This is a genomic window from Xanthomonas sp. NCPPB 3174 (assembly GCF_056725205.1).
Genome location: NZ_CM161517.1, coordinates 3,558,067 through 3,574,431, shown reverse-complemented (window position 1 = coordinate 3,574,431; position 16,365 = coordinate 3,558,067). Strand labels below are relative to the sequence as shown.

The following is a 16,365-nucleotide window of genomic DNA, read 5'->3' as shown; positions in this document are numbered from 1 at the left end:
GGTGCTTCCGCCCCCCAGCCCGGTAGCGATCGCGTCCGACGGGCGCGGACGGCCGGCGCGCCACGCGCCGACCTGCCGCCGACGCCGGCATCTGCGACAATGCCGGCCCACAGGCGCCTGAACCGCGCCGGCAGGAGGAATCCCCCGCATGCTCGCGATCGGCGTTGCCGGTACCGAACTCACCGCGCAGGAGCGCGACTGGCTGCAGCACGATGCGGTGGCCGGCGTGGTCCTGTTCAAACGCAATTTCGCCTCGCGCGCGCAGGTGACCGAGTTGAGCGCGGCGATCCGCGCCGCCACGCCGCGGCCGCTGCTGCTCTGCGTGGACCAGGAAGGCGGGCGCGTGCAGCGCTTCCGCGAGGGCTACAGCGCGCTGCCGCCGCTGCAGGGCTTCGGCGCGCTGTACGCGCGCGATCCGGCCGCGGCGCTGCAGATGGCCGAGCAGCACGCCTGGCTGATGGCCAGCGAGATCCGCGCCAGCGGCGTCGACCTCAGCTTCGCCCCGGTGCTGGACCTGGCCCGCGGCAACCGCGCCATCGGCGACCGCGCCTTCAGCGACGATCCGCAGGTGGTCGCCGCCTTCGCCGCGGCCTATGTGCGCGGCATGCACAGCGTCGGCATGGGCGCCACCCTCAAGCATTTCCCCGGCCACGGCACCGTGCTCGAGGACACCCACGTCGACGACGCCGAGGATCCGCGTCCGCTGGAGACCCTGCGCCAGGAAGACCTGGTGCCGTTCGCCGCTGGCATCGCCGCCGGCGCCGACGCGGTGATGATGGCGCACGTGGTCTATCCGCAGGTGGCGCCGGAACCGGCCGGCTACTCGCCGCGCTGGATCCAGCAGATCCTGCGCCAGGAACTGGGCTTCCGCGGCGTGGTGTTCTCCGACGACATCGGCATGGCCGCCTCGTTCGCCGCCGGCGGCGTCGCCGCGCGGGTCACCGCGCACCTGGATGCCGGCTGCGATGTCGTGCTGGTCTGCCACCCGGAACTGGTCGAAGACTCGCTGCAGGCCGTGCGCGACCGCCCGCTCAACACCGCCGCGCTGCTCGGCCTGATCGGCCGCGGCGGCCTCGGCTGGGACGGCCTGCTGGCCGACGCCCGCTACGGCCACGCCCAATCCCATCTCCTCTCCACCTTCGGAAAAACCGCCTGATGTCCACTCTCACCATCGCCCAGGCCCTGGCCCAGGCCGACCTGCTGGTCGATCGCCCGCGCATCGACCAGGCCATCGCCCAGATGGCCGACGCCATCGCTGCCGACTACCGCGGCGAAACCCCGGTCTACCTGACCATCATGCACGGCGCGCTGCCGTTCGCCGGCCAGTTGGCGCTGGAACTGGGCAGCCGCGGCCAGGACCTGCAACTGGACTACCTGCACGCCACCCGCTACCGCGGCGAGACCGTCGGCGGCGAACTGGTGTGGAAGCACCGCCCGGCCACCGCGCTGTACGGCCGCCGCGTGCTGCTGCTCGACGACATCCTCGACGAAGGCCTGACCCTGAAGGCGGTGCGCGAGTGGTGCCTGGAGCAAGGTGCCACCGACGTGCGCATCGCCGCGCTGACGGTCAAGCGCCACGACCGCTGCGTGCCCGGGGTGAGCGCCGACTACATCGGCGTCGAGGTGCCCGACCGCTACGTGTTCGGCTTCGGCATGGACGTCAACGAGGCCCTGCGCAACCTGCCGGCGATCTACGCGATGAAGGAGTAAGCGGTCAGGCGAGCCTCGCCTCCGCCGCCGTCGTTTGCCGCTGCCGGCGCGCGTCGCCAGCGCAGGCGTTCCCTTCCGTTCGAGGATCCGCATGGACAACATCGCACTGGCCGTCATCGGCGGCACCGGCGTCTACAAGCTCGCACAGCTCGACGACGTGCAGACCCACGAGGTCGAAACGCGCTACGGCGCGCCCTCCGGCCCGGTGCGGGTCGGCACGCTGCTCGGCCATCGCGTCGCCTTCCTGGCACGCCACGGCGAAGGCCATTCGCTGCCGCCGCACAAGATCAACTACCGCGCCAACCTTGCTGCATTGCAGCAGATCGGCGCCACGCGCGTGCTCGCGTTGAACACGGTGGGCGGCATCACCGAGCGCTTCGGCCCGCGCGTGCTGGCCTGTCCGGATCAGCTCATCGACTACACCTGGGGGCGCATCTCCACCCTGTGCGAGGAGCCGGGCAGCGAGGTGCTGCACGTGGATTTCGGCCATCCGTATTCGCCGCTGCTGCGCAGCAAGATCCTGGCCGCCGCGCGCGTCACCGGCACCGCTCTGGTCGATGGCGGTTGCTATGCCGCCACCCAGGGCCCGCGCCTGGAAACCATTGCCGAGATCGCGCGGCTGCGCCGCGACGGCTGCGACCTGGTCGGCATGACCGGCATGCCCGAGGCCGGGCTGGCGCGCGAGCTGGGCCTGGAATACGCCTGCCTGGCGATCGTGGCGAACTGGGCGGCCGGCTGCGGCGACGCCGAGGAGATCACCCTGGCCGAGGTGCTGGCCAACGTCGAGGCGGCCTCGGTCGGCCTGCCGGAGCTGGTGGGGGAACTGGCGCGCGGGTGATTGTCTTCGCTGCGCAAGCTTTGCATACTCCGCCGGTGCGGCTGCCGCACAACCACCACCCATTCACTGCAAAAGGTCTCGCATCACCATGCCGAACGGTACCGTCAAGTGGTTCAACGACGCCAAGGGATTTGGTTTTATTTCTCCGGAAGACGGTAGCGCCGATGTGTTCGCGCACTTCTCCGCGATCAACTCCAAGGGCTTCCGCAGCCTGCAGGAAGGACAGCGTGTCAGCTACGACGTGACCCAGGGTCCGAAGGGCGCGCAAGCCTCGAATATCACGCCGGTCGAGTAAGCGCTCGCGTTGACTCGGTTGTGCCTTGAACCCCGCTTCGGCGGGGTTTTTTGTGGGAGACGCCGCCGCCGTGGCGTTCGCAGACAGTGGATGCAATGAAGCAAGGACTGCAGATCGGGATCGTCGGTTACGGCACCGCGGGCCAGGCGCTGGCGCTGCTGCTGGCGCGCGACGGGCACCGCGTGCAGGTGTTCGAGCGCGCCGCCGAGCCGGGGCCGGTCGGTGCCGGCTTCCTGCTGCAGCCGACCGGTCTGCAGGTGCTGTGGCGGATCGGCCTGCTCGAGCAGGCGCTGGCCTACGGCGCGCCGGTGCATCGCCTGTACGGCGAGACGCCGTGCGGACGCGCGGTGATGGACATGCGTTATCGCGACCTGGACGCGCGCCTGTTCGGGTTGGGCATGCAGCGCGGCGCCTTGTTCGCCCTGCTGGCGCAGGCCTGGGACGGCTACGCCACCTTGCAGCGGGATACGCGCATCGTCGCCATCGACGACACGCTGCGCCGGGTGCAGGACCAGCACGGCCGCTGGCATGGACCGTTCGACCTGGTGATCGCCTGCGACGGCTCGGCCTCGGCGCTGCGTGGGCGGGTGCAGGCGACGCGGCTGGATCGGGTCTATCCCTGGGGCGCGTTGTGGTGCCTGCTGCCGCGCGGCGACTGGGCCTTCGCCGACGAACTGCGTCAGCGCTACGTGGCCGCGCGCAAGATGATCGGCCTGCTGCCGGTGGGCACGCGCCCGGGCGATGCCGAGCCGCGGGTGAGTTTCTTCTGGAGCCTGCCGACCGCCGACTTCGAGGCCTGGCAGGCGCGCGGCATGCAGCCGTGGCTGGAGGAGATCGCGCAGCTGTGGCCGCAGGCGCGCGAACGCCTGGCGCAGATCGACGCACCCGCGCAACTGGCGCGGGCCAGCTACCGCGATGCGGTGCAGCGGCACTGGTACCGCGGCCGCCTGGTCCTGGCCGGCGATGCCGCACATGCGATGAGTCCGCAGCTGGGGCAGGGCGTCAACATGGCGCTGATGGACGCCTGGGCGCTGAGCGAGAGCCTGCGCACCGCGCCGGACATCGACGCGGCGCTGGCGCGCTACCAGGCGCAGCGGCAGGCGCACGTGGCGGTGTACCAGTTCTGGAGTCGCTGGTTGACCCCGCTGTTCCAGTCCGAGCGCGACCTGGTGGCGCGGCTGCGCGACGTGGGGATGCTGCCGGCCGGGCGCATGCCGGGTGGCCGTGGACACATGCTGCGCGTGCTCAGCGGCACCCAGCACGGCTGGTTCGGCAAGCTGCCGCTGGCGCCGGAGTTTTTCGCGGCGTTGCAGGAGGCGATGGCGCGGCGCGTGGCGCTGCCGTAGGCGGTGAGGTCTGCGAGGAGTTTCAGGCGATCTTCGCGATGCGCCGCGGTGGCTGCGTGTTGCAGAACACGACGTAGTGCGCGCGGCCACGCTGCCTCGTCGTAGGAGCGGCTTCAGCCGCGACCGGGCGTTCCCGGTAGAGCCCGGTCGCGGCTGAAGCCGCTCCTACGAGAGAGGGCAATGCATCGCGGGGTGGCGCGATCGCCATGTCTCTCCAAATGCAACAACGCCGTGCTGCCCGCCTCGCTACTTCCGTGTAGAAGAGGCTTCAGTCCCGACGCCTGATTGGCGAACGCGTCGGGACTGAAGTCCCTCCCACAAGAGCGCAGGCGCCTGCTGCGTCCGTCGTCGCGATCAAGAGCACAGGGCGCTTGCTGCTTCAGTCGTAGCTATCAGACTGTTCGGCGTCACGTTGAAGTTCCGGCGGTACCGCTGCCAGCCTCTCGCGCAAGACTTCGCGATTGCACTGTGGGAGGGGCTTCAGCCCCGACGCCTTGATGGCGAAAGCGCCAGGACCAAAATCCCTCCCACAAGGGAGGGGATACGTCCTCGAGGTGTCCGTCACTGATCGACGAGACGCAGCCGCCTCCGACCTACGCCGTCGCCACCGGCAATGCCAAGGCCGCGCCTTCGACGCAGGCGACCAGGCGCTCGCCGGGCGCCAGGACCGGGGCGACGCCAGCGGTGAAGTGCGAGAACGCCGGCAGCACGGTCATGCCGTCGCGCAGCCAGAACGCCGGCCAGCGCGGGCGCAGGCCAGGCAGTTTGGCCAGCGGGTGCAGGTGCCCGCACAGCACATGGCGCTGCGCATCCGTCACCGGATCGTGGCGCAGCACGAACGGACCGTCCTCCACCTGCGCGCCGAGCAGGGCGATGTCCAGCCCGGCGCCGGCCAGAGCGCGGTCGTGGTTGCCGGCGATCGCCGCCACGCGCAGCTGCGGATGCTGCGCGCGCCACGCATGCCATTGGCGTTGCCAGTCGGCGTCGGGCGCGGCCCCGTGCAGCACGTCGCCGAGGATCCACAGTTCCGCCGCATCCTGCGCCTGCAGCAGGGCCGACAGCCGTGCCAGGTCGAGCGCGGTGCCGCCGCGCGGCAGGCCGATGCCGGCGCGGCGGAAGACGTCGGCCTTGCCCAGGTGCAGGTCGGCGATCAGCAGCCGCCGCCGCGCCGGCCAGTAAAGTGCGCGATCGCCGAGCAGGCGCATCGGTTCGCCAGCCAGCAGCCAGTCCAGTTCAGCGCGCATGGCGCTGCTCCAGTTGCGCTGCCGCACGCATCACACGCGCCTTCCAGTCTTCGGTGCTGAGCTGGCCGCGGATGCTTTCTGCCCACAGCGGGAACGCCAGCGGGGTGAGGCTGCGCGGGCTATGCAGCGCCAGTTCGCGCGCGGCGCAATCGTCCAGGGTGGCGGCTAGCCTGGTCAGTTCCATCTGGCCCTGCAATACCTCGCGCTCGGCCTGCGCCAATAGCAGGTGCTCGGGATCGAAGCGACTCAGCACGTCGTACAGCAGGCCGCTGGAAGCCTGCAACTGACGCAGGCTGCGCGGCAGGCGGCCGGGCAGGCTGGGCGGTAGCAGGCCGGCGACACGGGCGATCTCCCGGAACTGGCGGCGCGCCAGTTCGCCGAGGTTGAGGCTCTCGCGCAGATCCTCGAACAACTGCGCCGGACTCAGCAGTTCGCGCAGCAGCGCCGCATCGATCGGCGCGTCCTCCGCCGGCGACAGCACCAAGCCATAGTCGTTGGCGGCGAAGCTGAAGGTATTGCGCTGCCGCCGGCCCCAGCGCAGCGCCAGCAGCGCGGCCAGGCCTTCGTGCACCTGGCGGCCGGCGAACGGATACACGAACAGGTGCTGGCCGTCGCGGGCACGCACGCGCTCAGCCAGCAATCGCTGCGGTGCGGGCAGAGCCGACAGCGCGCGCTGCAGGCCGAGCAGCGGCGCCAGCGCGCGCAGTTCGGCCTCGCCGCGCGGATCGGCGAACACCGCTTCCACCTCGCGGCCCAGTTCCGAAGACAGCGGCATGCGCCCGCCCATCCATTTCGGCACGCTGCCGTCGCCGCCCTTGGCCAGCCGCACGTAGGCGGTCATGTCTTCCAGCCGCACCAGTTCCAGCAGGCGCCCGGCGAACTGGAAGCGGTCGCCGCGGCGCAGGCGGCCGACGAACTGCTCCTCCACCGCGCCGAGCCGGCCGCCGCGCAGGAAGCGCACCGCGACGCTGCCGTCGCTGGTGATGGTGCCGATCGACAGGCGATGGCGCAGGGCGATGCGGCGGTCGTGCACGCGGTACAGGCCGTCCGCGTCCAGCACCACCTTGCGGTAGTCGGGGTACTGCGCCAGCGCGCGTCCGCCCTGCACGACGAACTCCAGCACCGCCTGCCAGGTCGGCGCATCCAGCGCGGCGAAGGCGGCGGTGCCGCGCACTTCGGCGTACAGCGCGTCGGCGTCGAAGCCGCCGCCCAGCGCGCAGGTGATGCAGTGCTGCGCCAGCACGTCCAGCGACAGCCGCGGCGAGGGCCGCGATTCGATGCGGCCATGGGCGATGGCGCGGCGCGCCGCGGCGTATTCGACCAGTTCCAGCGCGTGCGAGGGCACGCACAGCACGTGGCCGGCCTCGCCGGGGCGATGCTTGGCGCGGCCGGCGCGCTGCAGCAGGCGCGCCACGCCTTTGGGGCTGCCGACCTGCAGTACCTGGTCGACGGCGGGGAAGTCCACGCCCAGGTCCAGGCTCGAGGTCGCCACCACGCAGCGCAGGCTGCCGTCGCGCAAGCCTTGCTCGGCGGCACTGCGCAGTGCGGGATCCAGCGAGCCGTGGTGCAGCGCCAGCGTATGCGCCTCTTCTGGCCACACCGAGGTCAGCGCCTGGTGCCACAGCTCGGCCTGTGCGCGGGTGTTGGTGAACAACAGGCTGGTGCGCACCGCGAAAAGCTTCTCGAGCACCCGCGGCAACTGCGCCAGGCCCAGGTGGCCGGCCCAGGGAAAGCGCTCGCCGACCGCCGGCGCCAACGTCTCCAGGGTCAGCGTGCGCGGCTTGACCCCGGCCACGATCGGCGCCTGCGGCAGGTGCGGCAGCAGCACGTCGCGCGCCTCGTCGAGGTTGCCGAGCGTGGCCGACAGGCCCCAGGTGCGCAGCGCCGGCGCCCAGCCGCGCAGCCGCGCCAGGCACAGCTGCAGCAGCACGCCGCGCTTGTTGCCGAGCAGTTCGTGCCACTCGTCGACGATCACGCAGCGCAGCGTGGCCAGTTGCGGTGCGGTATCGGGATAGGACAGCAGCAGCGCCAGCGATTCGGGCGTGGTCACCAGTACGTCGAGCTTGCCGCTGCGCGCCAGGCGCTTGTCGCGCGCGCTGGCATCGCCGGTGCGCAGGCCGACCTGCCAGTCCAGGCCCAACGCCTGCGCCGGTTCGCGCAGCGCGCGCACGGTGTCGGCGGCGAGCGCGCGCAACGGGGTGATCCACAGCACCTGGAGGTCGCGCTGCGCCTGCCGGCGCGTGCGCGGCGGCGAGACGGTCTTGGCAGCCGCGCTGGCGCCGTTGCCACGGGCGGGCTTCTTCTTGGCGGCGGCCGCCTGCGCCGCGGCCTGCGCACGCAGGCCCTCCAGCAACGGGCCGCCGAATGCGGCCAAGGTCTTGCCGCTGCCGGTGGGCGTGTGCAGCAGCCCCGAGCCGCCGTCCAGGTAATGTCCCCACAACGCGCGCTGGAACGGCAGCGGTTGCCAGCCCTGCTGCGCGAACCAGGCGTACAGCGGCGCATCGGCCGGGCGCCGCCGCGCCGCCGCTGCGCTCATCGCGCCAGCGCCTGCAGCGTGCTCAAGCGGTCGGCCTCGGCGAACGGCTTGTCATGGCGCCAGCGCAGGATGCGCGGGAAGCGCACGGCGATGCCGGACTTGTGCCGGCTGCTGCGATTCACCGCCTCGAAGCCGAGCTCGAACACGTGATACGGCGTCACCGCGCGCACCGGGCCGAAGCGCTCGGTGGTGTGCGCGCGGATCCAGCGGTCCAGCGCCAGGATCTCGCTGTCGTCCAGGCCGGAGTACGCCTTGGCCACCGGCACCAGTTGCTCGCCATCCCACAGACCGAAGGTGTAGTCGGTGTACAGCGTGCTGCGCCGGCCGTGCCCGGCCTGCGCATACAGCAGCACCGCGTCGATGGTCAGCGGCGCCACCTTCCATTTCCACCAGTCGCCGCGACGGCGGCCGGACTGGTAGGGCGACGTCGCACGCTTGAGCATCAGCCCTTCCACGCCGCGCACGCGCGCGTCCTCGCGCAGCGCCGCCGCCTGCTCCCACGTCGTCGCCTGCACCTGCGGCGACAGCGTCAGGCGCGGATCGGCGTGCGCTTCCAGCAAGGCCTGCAGTTGCGCGCGGCGCTGCTGCAGCGGCTGCTCGCGCAGGTCGTGGCCGTCCAGTTCCAGCAGGTCGTAGGCGAGCACGCGCGCCGGCGTGTCGGCCAGGTTCTTGGCGCCGGGCTTGCGGCGCTGGATCCTGGTCTGCAAGGCGGTGAACGGCAGCGGTGCATCCTCGCCCTCGCGCCACGCCAGCAGTTCGCCGTCGATCACCGCATCGCGCGGCAGCGTCGCCGCGGCGGCTTCGATTTCCGGGAAGCGCCCGTCCAGGCGTTCCTCGCCGCGCGACCACAGCGCCACCTCGCCGTCGCGGCGGATCAGTTGCAGGCGGATGCCGTCCCACTTCCATTCCAGCAGCCAGTCGTCGAGGGCACCGAGCGTGGCGGCCTCGGCTTCCAGCGGCGAGGCGAGGAAGAACGGGTAGGGCTGCTGACGGTCGCTGGCCAGCACCTCATCGGACAGCAGTTGCTCCAGCGCCTGCGGCGTCGGCGACCAGGCGCCGAGCATGCGCTGGGCGATGCGTGCGATGTCGATTCCGGACATCGCCGCCAATGCCTGCTGCACCAGCCGCTGCGACACGCCCACACGCAGCGCGCCGGTCAGCAGTTTGTTGAACAGCAGGCGCTCGTCGAAGGCCAGGCTGCGCCAGCCGGCGACCACCGCGGCGCGGCGCGCGGCGTCGTCCTGCGCAGCCACCGGCAACAGGCGCTCCTCGATCCAGTCGCGCAGCGGCGCCGGGTCCGGGGTTTCCGCCGGATCGTCGAGCAGCAGGGTCAGGGTTTCGGCGAGATCGCCGACGTGGTCGTAGCTGTCGTCCACCAGCCAGCCGGGCAGGCCGCTTTCCTGTGCGATCCATTCGCGCAGTTCGCGGGTGTTGGCGATGCGCCGCAGTTTGCCGCCGCTGAGCAGCCAGATCGCCCAGGCCGCGTCGGCGGGCGGCGCCTGCTCGAAGTACTCCACCAGCGCGGCGCGCTTGTCCAGCGTCGCGGTGCTCTGGTCCAGTTGCCGGTACAGCGCGGCGAAGCGTTTCATTCCTCGCCACCGTAGTCGGTGCGGAACGCCTCGGCGGCGACGCCGCGTTCGTTGAGCGCGCGGATGATCGCGTCGGTGTTGCCGTGGGTCGCAATCACGCGCCGCGCGCCGGTCTCGTCGATGGTGCGCAGCAGGTCGGGCCAGTCGGCATGGTCGGAAACCACGAAGCCGCGGTCGTAGTTGCGCCGGCGGCGGTTGCCGCGCAACCGCATCCAGCCCGAGGCGAAGCCGAGTTGCGCGTGGCGGAAGCGGCGCAGCCACGGACTGCCGGCGGCCGAGGGCGGCGCCAGCACCAGCTGCCCGGCGTAGTCGGCGCGCTTGTCCAGTTCGGACACGGTGCGCGTGTCCAGCATCGCCACGCCGGCCTCGCGGTACACCGTCACGCCGGCCGCCACCGCGCCGTGCAGCAGCGCCGGCTGGTCGTCCCAGGGCTGCAGTTCGGCGAGCACGCGCTGCGCCTTGCCCAGCGCATAGCAGAACAGCACCGCGGCTTCGCCGCGCGCGCCGCACTCGCGGCGCCAGGCCACGATCTCGCGCGCCACCGCGCTGGTGTCCGGCCAGCGGTACACCGGCAGGGCGAAGGTGGCCTCGGTGATGAAGGTGTCGCAGCGCACCACCTCGAACGGCGCGCAGGTCGGATCGGGCTGGCGCTTGTAGTCGCCCGAAGCGACCCAGACCTCGCCATCCACTTCGATGCGTACCTGCGCCGAGCCGAGCACATGCCCGGCCGGATGCAGCGACACCTGCGCGCGGCCGAGCGTGAAGCGGGTGCCGTAGTCGTAGGCGCGATAGGCCTGCTCGCCCAGCCGCCAGCGCAGGATCGGCAGGCCGGCGGCGGCGCAGTGGTATTCGCCCATGCCCGAGCGCGCGTGGTCGCCGTGGCCGTGGGTGATGACCGCGCGCGGCACCGGCCGCCAGGGATCGATATGGAAGTCGCCGGCGGGGCAGTACAGCCCTTCCGGGCGCAGCACCACCAGGTCCTGGGAAGCGGCATTCGGCATGGGCGCCACTGTGTCCAAGCCGGTGTGCAGGAGATGAGAATCCGCCACGCGTTCGCAGCCGCGCGATGGATCAGCCACAATGCGTGCAGCGCTTCTGGGAGGGAGATGCATGCACACGGACCTGCCGGCCTTTGCCACGCATGCGGTCGACAACCAGCCGCCACCGTTCGAACCGCGCGATCTGTGGGCGGACGACGCGGTGCTGCGTGAGGCCTGCGCGCGCGAGGGCGCGGACGGCTTCGCTGCGGCGCTGGCGCAGTACGGTGCGCTGGCCGGCGATGCGCTGTATCGGCTCGGCTTCGACGCCAACCGCGACCGTCCGCGGCTGCGCACGCACGACCGCTACGGCCACCGCATCGACACGGTCGAGTTCCACCCGGCCTATCACCAGCTGCTGGATGCGGCCAAGCGGCATGGCGTGGCCGGACTGTCCTGGCACGCCCCGCAGCCGGGCGCGCATGTGGCGCGCGCGGCGCTGAGCTACCTGCACCATCAGGCCGAGGCCGGCACCAGTTGCCCGCTGACCATGACCCACGCCGCGGTGGCGGTGCTGCGCCAGGACCCGGCCTTGCGCGAATGGGCCGACAAGGCCGCCGCGCCGCACTACGACCCGCGTGACGTGCCGATCGCCAACAAGGCCGGCATCACCCTGGGCATGGGCATGACCGAGAAGCAGGGCGGCTCGGACGTGCGCCGCAACGCCACCGTCGCCACGTCGCTGGACGGCGCCGGCGCGTACAGCCTGGTCGGGCACAAGTGGTTCTTCTCCGCGCCGATGTCCGACGGGTTCCTGGTGCTGGCGCAGGCGCCGGGCGGCCTGACCTGCTTCCTGCTGCCGCGGCGCCTGCCCGATGGGCAGCTCAACGCGCTGCGGCTGATGCGGCTGAAGGACAAGCTGGGCGACTGGTCCAACGCGTCCAGCGAAGTGGAGTTCGCCGGGGCCTGGGCGCAGCGGGTCGGCGAGGAAGGGCGCGGCGTGGCGCGGATCATCGGCATGGTGATGCTGACCCGGCTCGACTGCATGCTCGCCGCCGCCGCGCAGATGCGCATGGCGCTGGCGCAGGCGCTGCACCATGCGCGGCATCGCGTCGCATTCGGCAAGCGCCTGGTCGAGCAGCCGCTGATGCGCAACGTGCTCGCCGATCTGGCCCTGGAATCGGAAGCCGCCACCGCGTTCGCGCTGCGGGTGGCGCGCGCGGTGGACGCGGCCGACACCGATGCGTCGGAAGCGGCGTTCGCGCGCATCGCCACCGCGCTGGGCAAGTATTGGCTGTGCAGGCGCGCGCCGGCCTTCGTCAACGAGGCGCAGGAATGCCTGGGCGGCGCCGGCTACGTCGAGGAGTCGATCCTGCCGCGGCTGTACCGGCAGGCGCCGCTGAATTCGATCTGGGAGGGCAGCGGCAACATCCAGTGCCTGGACGTGCTGCGTGCGTTGGCGCGCGAGCCGGCCAGCGCGGCCTCGGTCCTGGCGGAGCTGCAGACCGCGGCCGGCAGCGACCCGGCGTACGACGCGGCGCTGGACGCACTGCGCGCGCCGCTGGCCGGCCACGTCGAGGTGGACGAGTATGGCGCACGGCGCCTCGCCGAACGCATCGCACTGGCCTTGCAGGCCGCACTCCTGCTGCGCAGCGGCAGCCCGGCTGCTGGCGCGTTCGTGCGCAGCCGCCTGGCCGGCGCGCACGGCCTTGCGTTCGGCACGCTGGAGCCGGATGTGCCGGTCGAGGAATTGCTGGTGCGTGCGTTGCCGTAGGCTTGCGCCATGGCGACCCACCGCGCCGTCGCCAAGTGGGAAATGAGTGGGCCGGCACTTCCTTCTCCCATCGGGAGAAGGTGCCCCGAAGGGGCGGATGAGGGTGCGGCCGCTCTCGTAGCCAGGCAGCAAATGCAGTGGTCACCGGCGTCGCGCGGCCGTACCCTCACCCCCAACCCCTCTCCCGGAGGGAGAGGGGCTGCACGTCTGGGCGTCGGTGTGCGGCGTTGCAGCCCATGTCGTCTTCATGTGCTGAAAAAGGAAGCGGGCCGGCGCTTCCTTCTCCCATCGGGAGAAGGTGCCCCGAAGGGGCGGATGAGGGTGCGGCCGCTCTCGTAGCCAGGCAGCAAATGCAGTGGTCACCGGCGTCGCGTGGCCGTACCCTCACCCCAACCCCTCTCCCGGAGGGAGAGGGGCTCAGCGTCTGCGATGCCTTGCGCTATCGGGTGGGGGCCAGCGCGCCCTCGACGTGTGGAAAAACTAGCCGGCGCTTCCTTCTCCCGCCGGGAGAAGGTGCCCCGAAGGGGCGGATGAGGGTACGGCCGCCAACATAGCCAGGCAGCAAGTGCAGCGATCACCGGCGTCGCGCAGACGCACCCTCACCCCAACCCCTCTCCCGGAGGGAGAGGGGCCAGGCTCTTACGAATCCCCAATCCCCAATCCCCAATCCCATCGCCCAAGACGCTAATGCCTCCCGCGCTTCCCACTCCGCACCGGCGTCGCCTCCACCGAGAGCGTGAAGCTGCGTTCCTCGCCGTCGAGCATGGCGCCGACGCCGACCAGTTGGCGCTTGATTTCCTCGCCGCGGCCGTTGCGAATGCTGACCAGCACGGTGTATTCCCACGCGCTGCCGTCGTCCGGGTGGCGGATGCTGCCCTCCACCCGCAGCGGCACCAGCGCCGACGGCGCCGACTGCTGCAGCACCGCCGAATCGAAGCGAAGATGGTGCTTGCACGCCGGGCAGACGCTGGCGCTTTCCAGGATGGTGGCCTTGCAGTGCGGGCAGGTCCGGGTCGCCCCCGGACTGCCGGGACGCGGGCTGCTCATGCGCCGGCGTCGGACTCCGCGGGCTTGCCGCCCTTGCGCGCGTGCTTGTCGTCGTCCCAGCCGAAGTCGGCCTGGCCGCGCATGCGCGAGCCGGCGGCCACGGTCAGCGAGCCGGCCTTGACGTCGCCGATCAGTGCGCCGGAGGCGAGCAGTTCCACTCGCGAGGCGGATTCGATGTTGCCCTCCAGCTCGCCGGCGATGACCACCTTGTCGGCGCGCACGCCGCCGCTGAGCTTGGCGCCGGTCTCGATGGTGAGGTCGCCCTGCACGTTGACGTCGCCCTTGAACTTGCCGGCAATGCGGATGTGCCCGGTGCCCTCGATCTTGCCCTCGATGCTGATGTCGGCGGCGATCAGCGATTCCTTCGCGGCGGGTGCCGGCGCAGGAGCGCGGGCGGCAGGGGCGGCGGCCGCGACCGCGGCGAGCGGTTCGCCCGGGGCGACATCGCCCGGCAGGCGCGGCTCCGGCGGCAACGCGCCGTTACCGGGAACGGGCGGCAGGCCATCCTTGCGCGCGGGACCCTGGTCTTTCCAGATGGACATGGGCTGTCGTCTCCAGTCGGGGGAAGCGCGACTATCGCCGCTCTATCGCGCCGGTTTTGTGACGCTTTCTTCAAAACGGCGGCCCGACCGTGACCGCCGCCGGTTCAGCCCATGCCGTCCAGGGCCGGGTCGTAGGCCTGTACCTGGTTGCGGCCGCAGCGCTTGGCCCGGTACAGCGCCGCATCGGCCTTGCGCAGCAGGGTGGTGGCGACCACGCCGTCGCGCGCATAGCTGGCCACACCGATCGACATGGTCACCGCCGGCAGCGCCTTGCCGTCCACGGTCGCGCTCAATTGCTGGGCAGCGCTGCGGATCTGCTCGGCGATGGCCTGCGCCTGTTCCGGCCCGGTCTCCGGCAGGATCACCGTGAACTCCTCGCCGCCGTAGCGGCAGGCGATGTCCTCGCCGCGCAGCCGCGTCGACAGCATCTGCCCGACCGCGGCCAGCAGGGCGTCGCCGCCGCCGTGGCCGTGTAGGTCGTTGAACTGCTTGAAGTGGTCCACGTCCAGCATCAGCAGCGACAGCGGCATCTGCCGGCGTCCGCAGCGGGCCAGTTCGTGGTTGAGCGATTCTTCCAGGTAGCGCCGGTTGAACAGGCCGGTGAGCGGGTCGCGGATCGACTGCAGGCGCAGCGACTCGCGCAGGCGCAGGTTGCTCAACGCCAGCGACAACTGCTCGGCGGCGGCCTCGGCGATGGCGATGCGCGGCAGCGGACCGGTGCCGCGCCCGGCCAGGAACACGAAGCCCAATTGCGTGCCCTGCGCGGAAAGCGGAATGCAGGCGGTGCTGGCACCGGCGGCGTAGGGATCCTCGCGCAGATGCGCGCAGGCCGAGTCGTGGCCCTGCGCATGCACGAAATGGCTCTTGTCGCGGCGCAAGGCCCAGCAGTCCTGCGGCGCCACGGCCGGCTCGCTGCCGACCGGCGGCTGGCCCCAACTGACGATCTCCTCGGCGCGGTCGCGCGAGGCGCGCAGCAGGTAGACGCTGCCGCCGGTGTCGGGCATCAGCGCGGCGAGCAGGCGGGCGGTCACCGTCAGTGCCTCGGCCGGCTCCACGCAGCTCTGCAGCAGGCCAGTGTAGCGGCTGAGCGCGTTGAGGTCGGCACTGGTGCGCTCCAGCTCGGTGATGCTGGCTTCCATCTTCTCGTTGGCGACCGAGGCGGCCTGTTCGGCGTTGCTGCGGTTGCGCAGTTCGCGCAGCAGCAGCGCGTAGACCACGCCGACGCTGCCCAGGCCGAACGGAATGCCGGCCAGGGCCAGCGCCAGCAGCATGTCCGAACTGCGCTGGTTGGACAGGTCGCGGCGCTGCAGCAATTGCTGCTCCACGTCGATCATCTGCTGCACCTGATCGCGGATCGCGCTGGAGCTCTGATACACGTTCGGCGCCATCGCCCGCTGCAACGCTTCCAGACCGTCGCGCTGGTATACCGCCAGCATCTGCCGCATCTGCGTCAGGCGCGTGTTCATCAGTTGCTCCAGCGTCCGCACGTTGGCGACCTGGATGGGATTGTCGGAGACCAGCTTGCGCAGTTGCGCCAGTTGCCGTGGCACGCGCTCGGCACTGTCGTAATAGAGGGTCAGGAAGGCCTGGTTGTTGGTCAGTTCGTAGCCACGCAGCGAGGACTCGGTCATCAGCAAGGTGGCTTGCACCTCGTCGATGTTGCGCAGGACTTCATGGGTGTGTGCGACGCGTTCGGCATCGGAGATCGAGCGCTGCGCGCCTGAGAAGACGCCGAAGCCGATCAGCACGAAGACCGCGGCGGAGAACAGGAGGGCCAGGCGGGTCCTGGCCCGCACGCGAAGAAGGATCGGCATCGCAAAAGTCTACTGTGACGGCGCAAACGCCTTGGACCGGCGTCACAAAAAAGACCTGGCCAACGGCTGCGCCGCACGGCACCAGTGGCGCAGCAGGTGCCGCCCCCGCACGAGCGGGAGCGGCGTGCGACTCAACGACGTTCGCGGTCGCCGTTGTGCGGATCTTCGTTGGCGTTCTCGCGGGCCTTGTCGGCAACCTTCTGCGCGGCCTGGGCGGTGGCCTCGCTGGCATCGGCCGCCATTTCCTTGGCCGCGGCCGAGGCATCCTGCACCGCATCGGAGTTGGCGGCGCGGTGCGCGACGTCGCGTGCGTCGGCGGCCACTTCGCGCCCGGCCTGCGCGACCTGGCCTGCGGCCTCCTTGGCGGCCTCGCCGGTCTGCTCGGCGGCGACCTTGGCGTCGCGTTGCGCCTGCTGCGATTCGGGACCCTGGCAGCCGGCCAGTGCGAGGGCGCCCAGCAGGGCCACGATCGGGGTCTTGTTCATGCGGCTTCTCCGTCCACGGGTGGGTGACGCGGCGCAGCCTAGGCGGGCGCGCATGCAGCCTGCGTCAAGGCGGGGCCGTGGCGCTGGGCAGTGTTCAGGAAGGCGCTGCCGCTGGTGGGGGGAGGTGCTGCGGGTGTGGAGCCAGACACGGCGATGCGCGCCGTCGTG

14 protein-coding genes are annotated in these 16,365 nt (G+C 71.3%); 6 read left to right on the top strand and 8 right to left on the bottom strand.

Features of this window, described 5'->3' with window-relative positions; genetic code table 11:
• The first annotated feature begins 148 nt into the window (after positions 1 to 148).
• The 5 genes from nagZ to AC1PK7_RS15455 all read left to right on the top strand — a co-directional run bounded on the left by nagZ (position 149) and on the right by AC1PK7_RS15455 (position 4,189).
• On the top strand, positions 149 to 1,156 hold the full coding sequence (gene nagZ / locus AC1PK7_RS15475; protein WP_481098709.1) for a beta-N-acetylhexosaminidase: 1,008 nt from the start codon (positions 149 to 151) through the stop codon (positions 1,154 to 1,156).
• A complete protein-coding gene (locus AC1PK7_RS15470; RefSeq protein WP_010342284.1) occupies positions 1,156 to 1,710 on the top strand; it encodes a hypoxanthine-guanine phosphoribosyltransferase in 555 nt (184 codons plus the stop codon). Before nagZ ends, AC1PK7_RS15470 begins: the two co-directional genes overlap by 1 nt.
• Before the next feature lie 91 nt (positions 1,711 to 1,801).
• The gene (locus AC1PK7_RS15465; protein WP_481098708.1) at positions 1,802 to 2,548 is read left to right on the top strand and encodes an S-methyl-5'-thioinosine phosphorylase; all 747 of its coding nucleotides are present in this window, start codon (positions 1,802 to 1,804) and stop codon (positions 2,546 to 2,548) included.
• Positions 2,549 to 2,636: 88 nt separating this feature from the next.
• Entirely contained in the window at positions 2,637 to 2,843 is a 207-nt protein-coding gene (cspE, locus tag AC1PK7_RS15460) for a transcription antiterminator/RNA stability regulator CspE (RefSeq protein WP_003488188.1), read from the top strand.
• A gap of 95 nt (positions 2,844 to 2,938) precedes the next feature.
• Positions 2,939 to 4,189, top strand: coding sequence for an FAD-dependent oxidoreductase (locus AC1PK7_RS15455; RefSeq protein WP_371180844.1), 1,251 nt, complete (start codon positions 2,939 to 2,941; stop codon positions 4,187 to 4,189).
• Positions 4,190 to 4,782: 593 nt separating this feature from the next.
• Here AC1PK7_RS15455 and pdeM read toward each other — a convergent pair.
• The 4 genes from pdeM to AC1PK7_RS15435 are packed head-to-tail and all read right to left on the bottom strand — an operon-like array spanning position 4,783 to position 10,559.
• Positions 4,783 to 5,433, bottom strand: coding sequence for a ligase-associated DNA damage response endonuclease PdeM (pdeM, locus tag AC1PK7_RS15450; protein ID WP_420007545.1), 651 nt, complete (start codon positions 5,431 to 5,433; stop codon positions 4,783 to 4,785).
• Positions 5,423 to 7,969, bottom strand: a complete 2,547-nt coding sequence (locus AC1PK7_RS15445; protein WP_481098707.1) for a ligase-associated DNA damage response DEXH box helicase — start codon at positions 7,967 to 7,969, stop codon at positions 5,423 to 5,425. The genes pdeM and AC1PK7_RS15445 overlap by 11 nt, the downstream gene beginning before the upstream one ends.
• Positions 7,966 to 9,558, bottom strand: coding sequence for an ATP-dependent DNA ligase (locus tag AC1PK7_RS15440; protein WP_481098706.1), 1,593 nt, complete (start codon positions 9,556 to 9,558; stop codon positions 7,966 to 7,968). The genes AC1PK7_RS15445 and AC1PK7_RS15440 overlap by 4 nt, the downstream gene beginning before the upstream one ends.
• Positions 9,555 to 10,559 (bottom strand): ligase-associated DNA damage response exonuclease, encoded by a 1,005-nt coding sequence (locus tag AC1PK7_RS15435; protein WP_481098705.1) that lies wholly within the window; start codon positions 10,557 to 10,559, stop codon positions 9,555 to 9,557. Before AC1PK7_RS15435 ends, AC1PK7_RS15440 begins: the two co-directional genes overlap by 4 nt.
• 94 nt (positions 10,560 to 10,653) lie before the next feature.
• Here AC1PK7_RS15435 and AC1PK7_RS15430 point away from each other — a divergent pair, with 94 nt between their 5' ends.
• Positions 10,654 to 12,309, top strand: a complete 1,656-nt coding sequence (locus AC1PK7_RS15430) for an acyl-CoA dehydrogenase family protein (RefSeq protein ID WP_481100907.1) — start codon at positions 10,654 to 10,656, stop codon at positions 12,307 to 12,309.
• A 684-nt stretch (positions 12,310 to 12,993) separates the two neighbouring features.
• Here AC1PK7_RS15430 and AC1PK7_RS15425 read toward each other — a convergent pair.
• The 4 genes from AC1PK7_RS15425 to AC1PK7_RS15410 all read right to left on the bottom strand — a co-directional run bounded on the left by AC1PK7_RS15425 (position 12,994) and on the right by AC1PK7_RS15410 (position 16,197).
• Entirely contained in the window at positions 12,994 to 13,356 is a 363-nt protein-coding gene (locus AC1PK7_RS15425; RefSeq protein ID WP_481098704.1) for a hypothetical protein, read from the bottom strand.
• Positions 13,353 to 13,898 carry a bactofilin family protein gene (locus tag AC1PK7_RS15420; protein WP_481098703.1) on the bottom strand — a complete coding sequence of 182 codons (546 nt, stop codon included), beginning with the start codon at positions 13,896 to 13,898 and terminating at the stop codon, positions 13,353 to 13,355. The genes AC1PK7_RS15425 and AC1PK7_RS15420 overlap by 4 nt, the downstream gene beginning before the upstream one ends.
• 104 nt (positions 13,899 to 14,002) lie before the next feature.
• On the bottom strand, positions 14,003 to 15,712 hold the full coding sequence (locus AC1PK7_RS15415) for a sensor domain-containing diguanylate cyclase (protein ID WP_481098702.1): 1,710 nt from the start codon (positions 15,710 to 15,712) through the stop codon (positions 14,003 to 14,005).
• A gap of 131 nt (positions 15,713 to 15,843) precedes the next feature.
• Positions 15,844 to 16,197 (bottom strand): hypothetical protein, encoded by a 354-nt coding sequence (locus tag AC1PK7_RS15410; RefSeq protein WP_481098701.1) that lies wholly within the window; start codon positions 16,195 to 16,197, stop codon positions 15,844 to 15,846.
• Between the last annotated feature and the right edge of the window lie 168 nt (positions 16,198 to 16,365).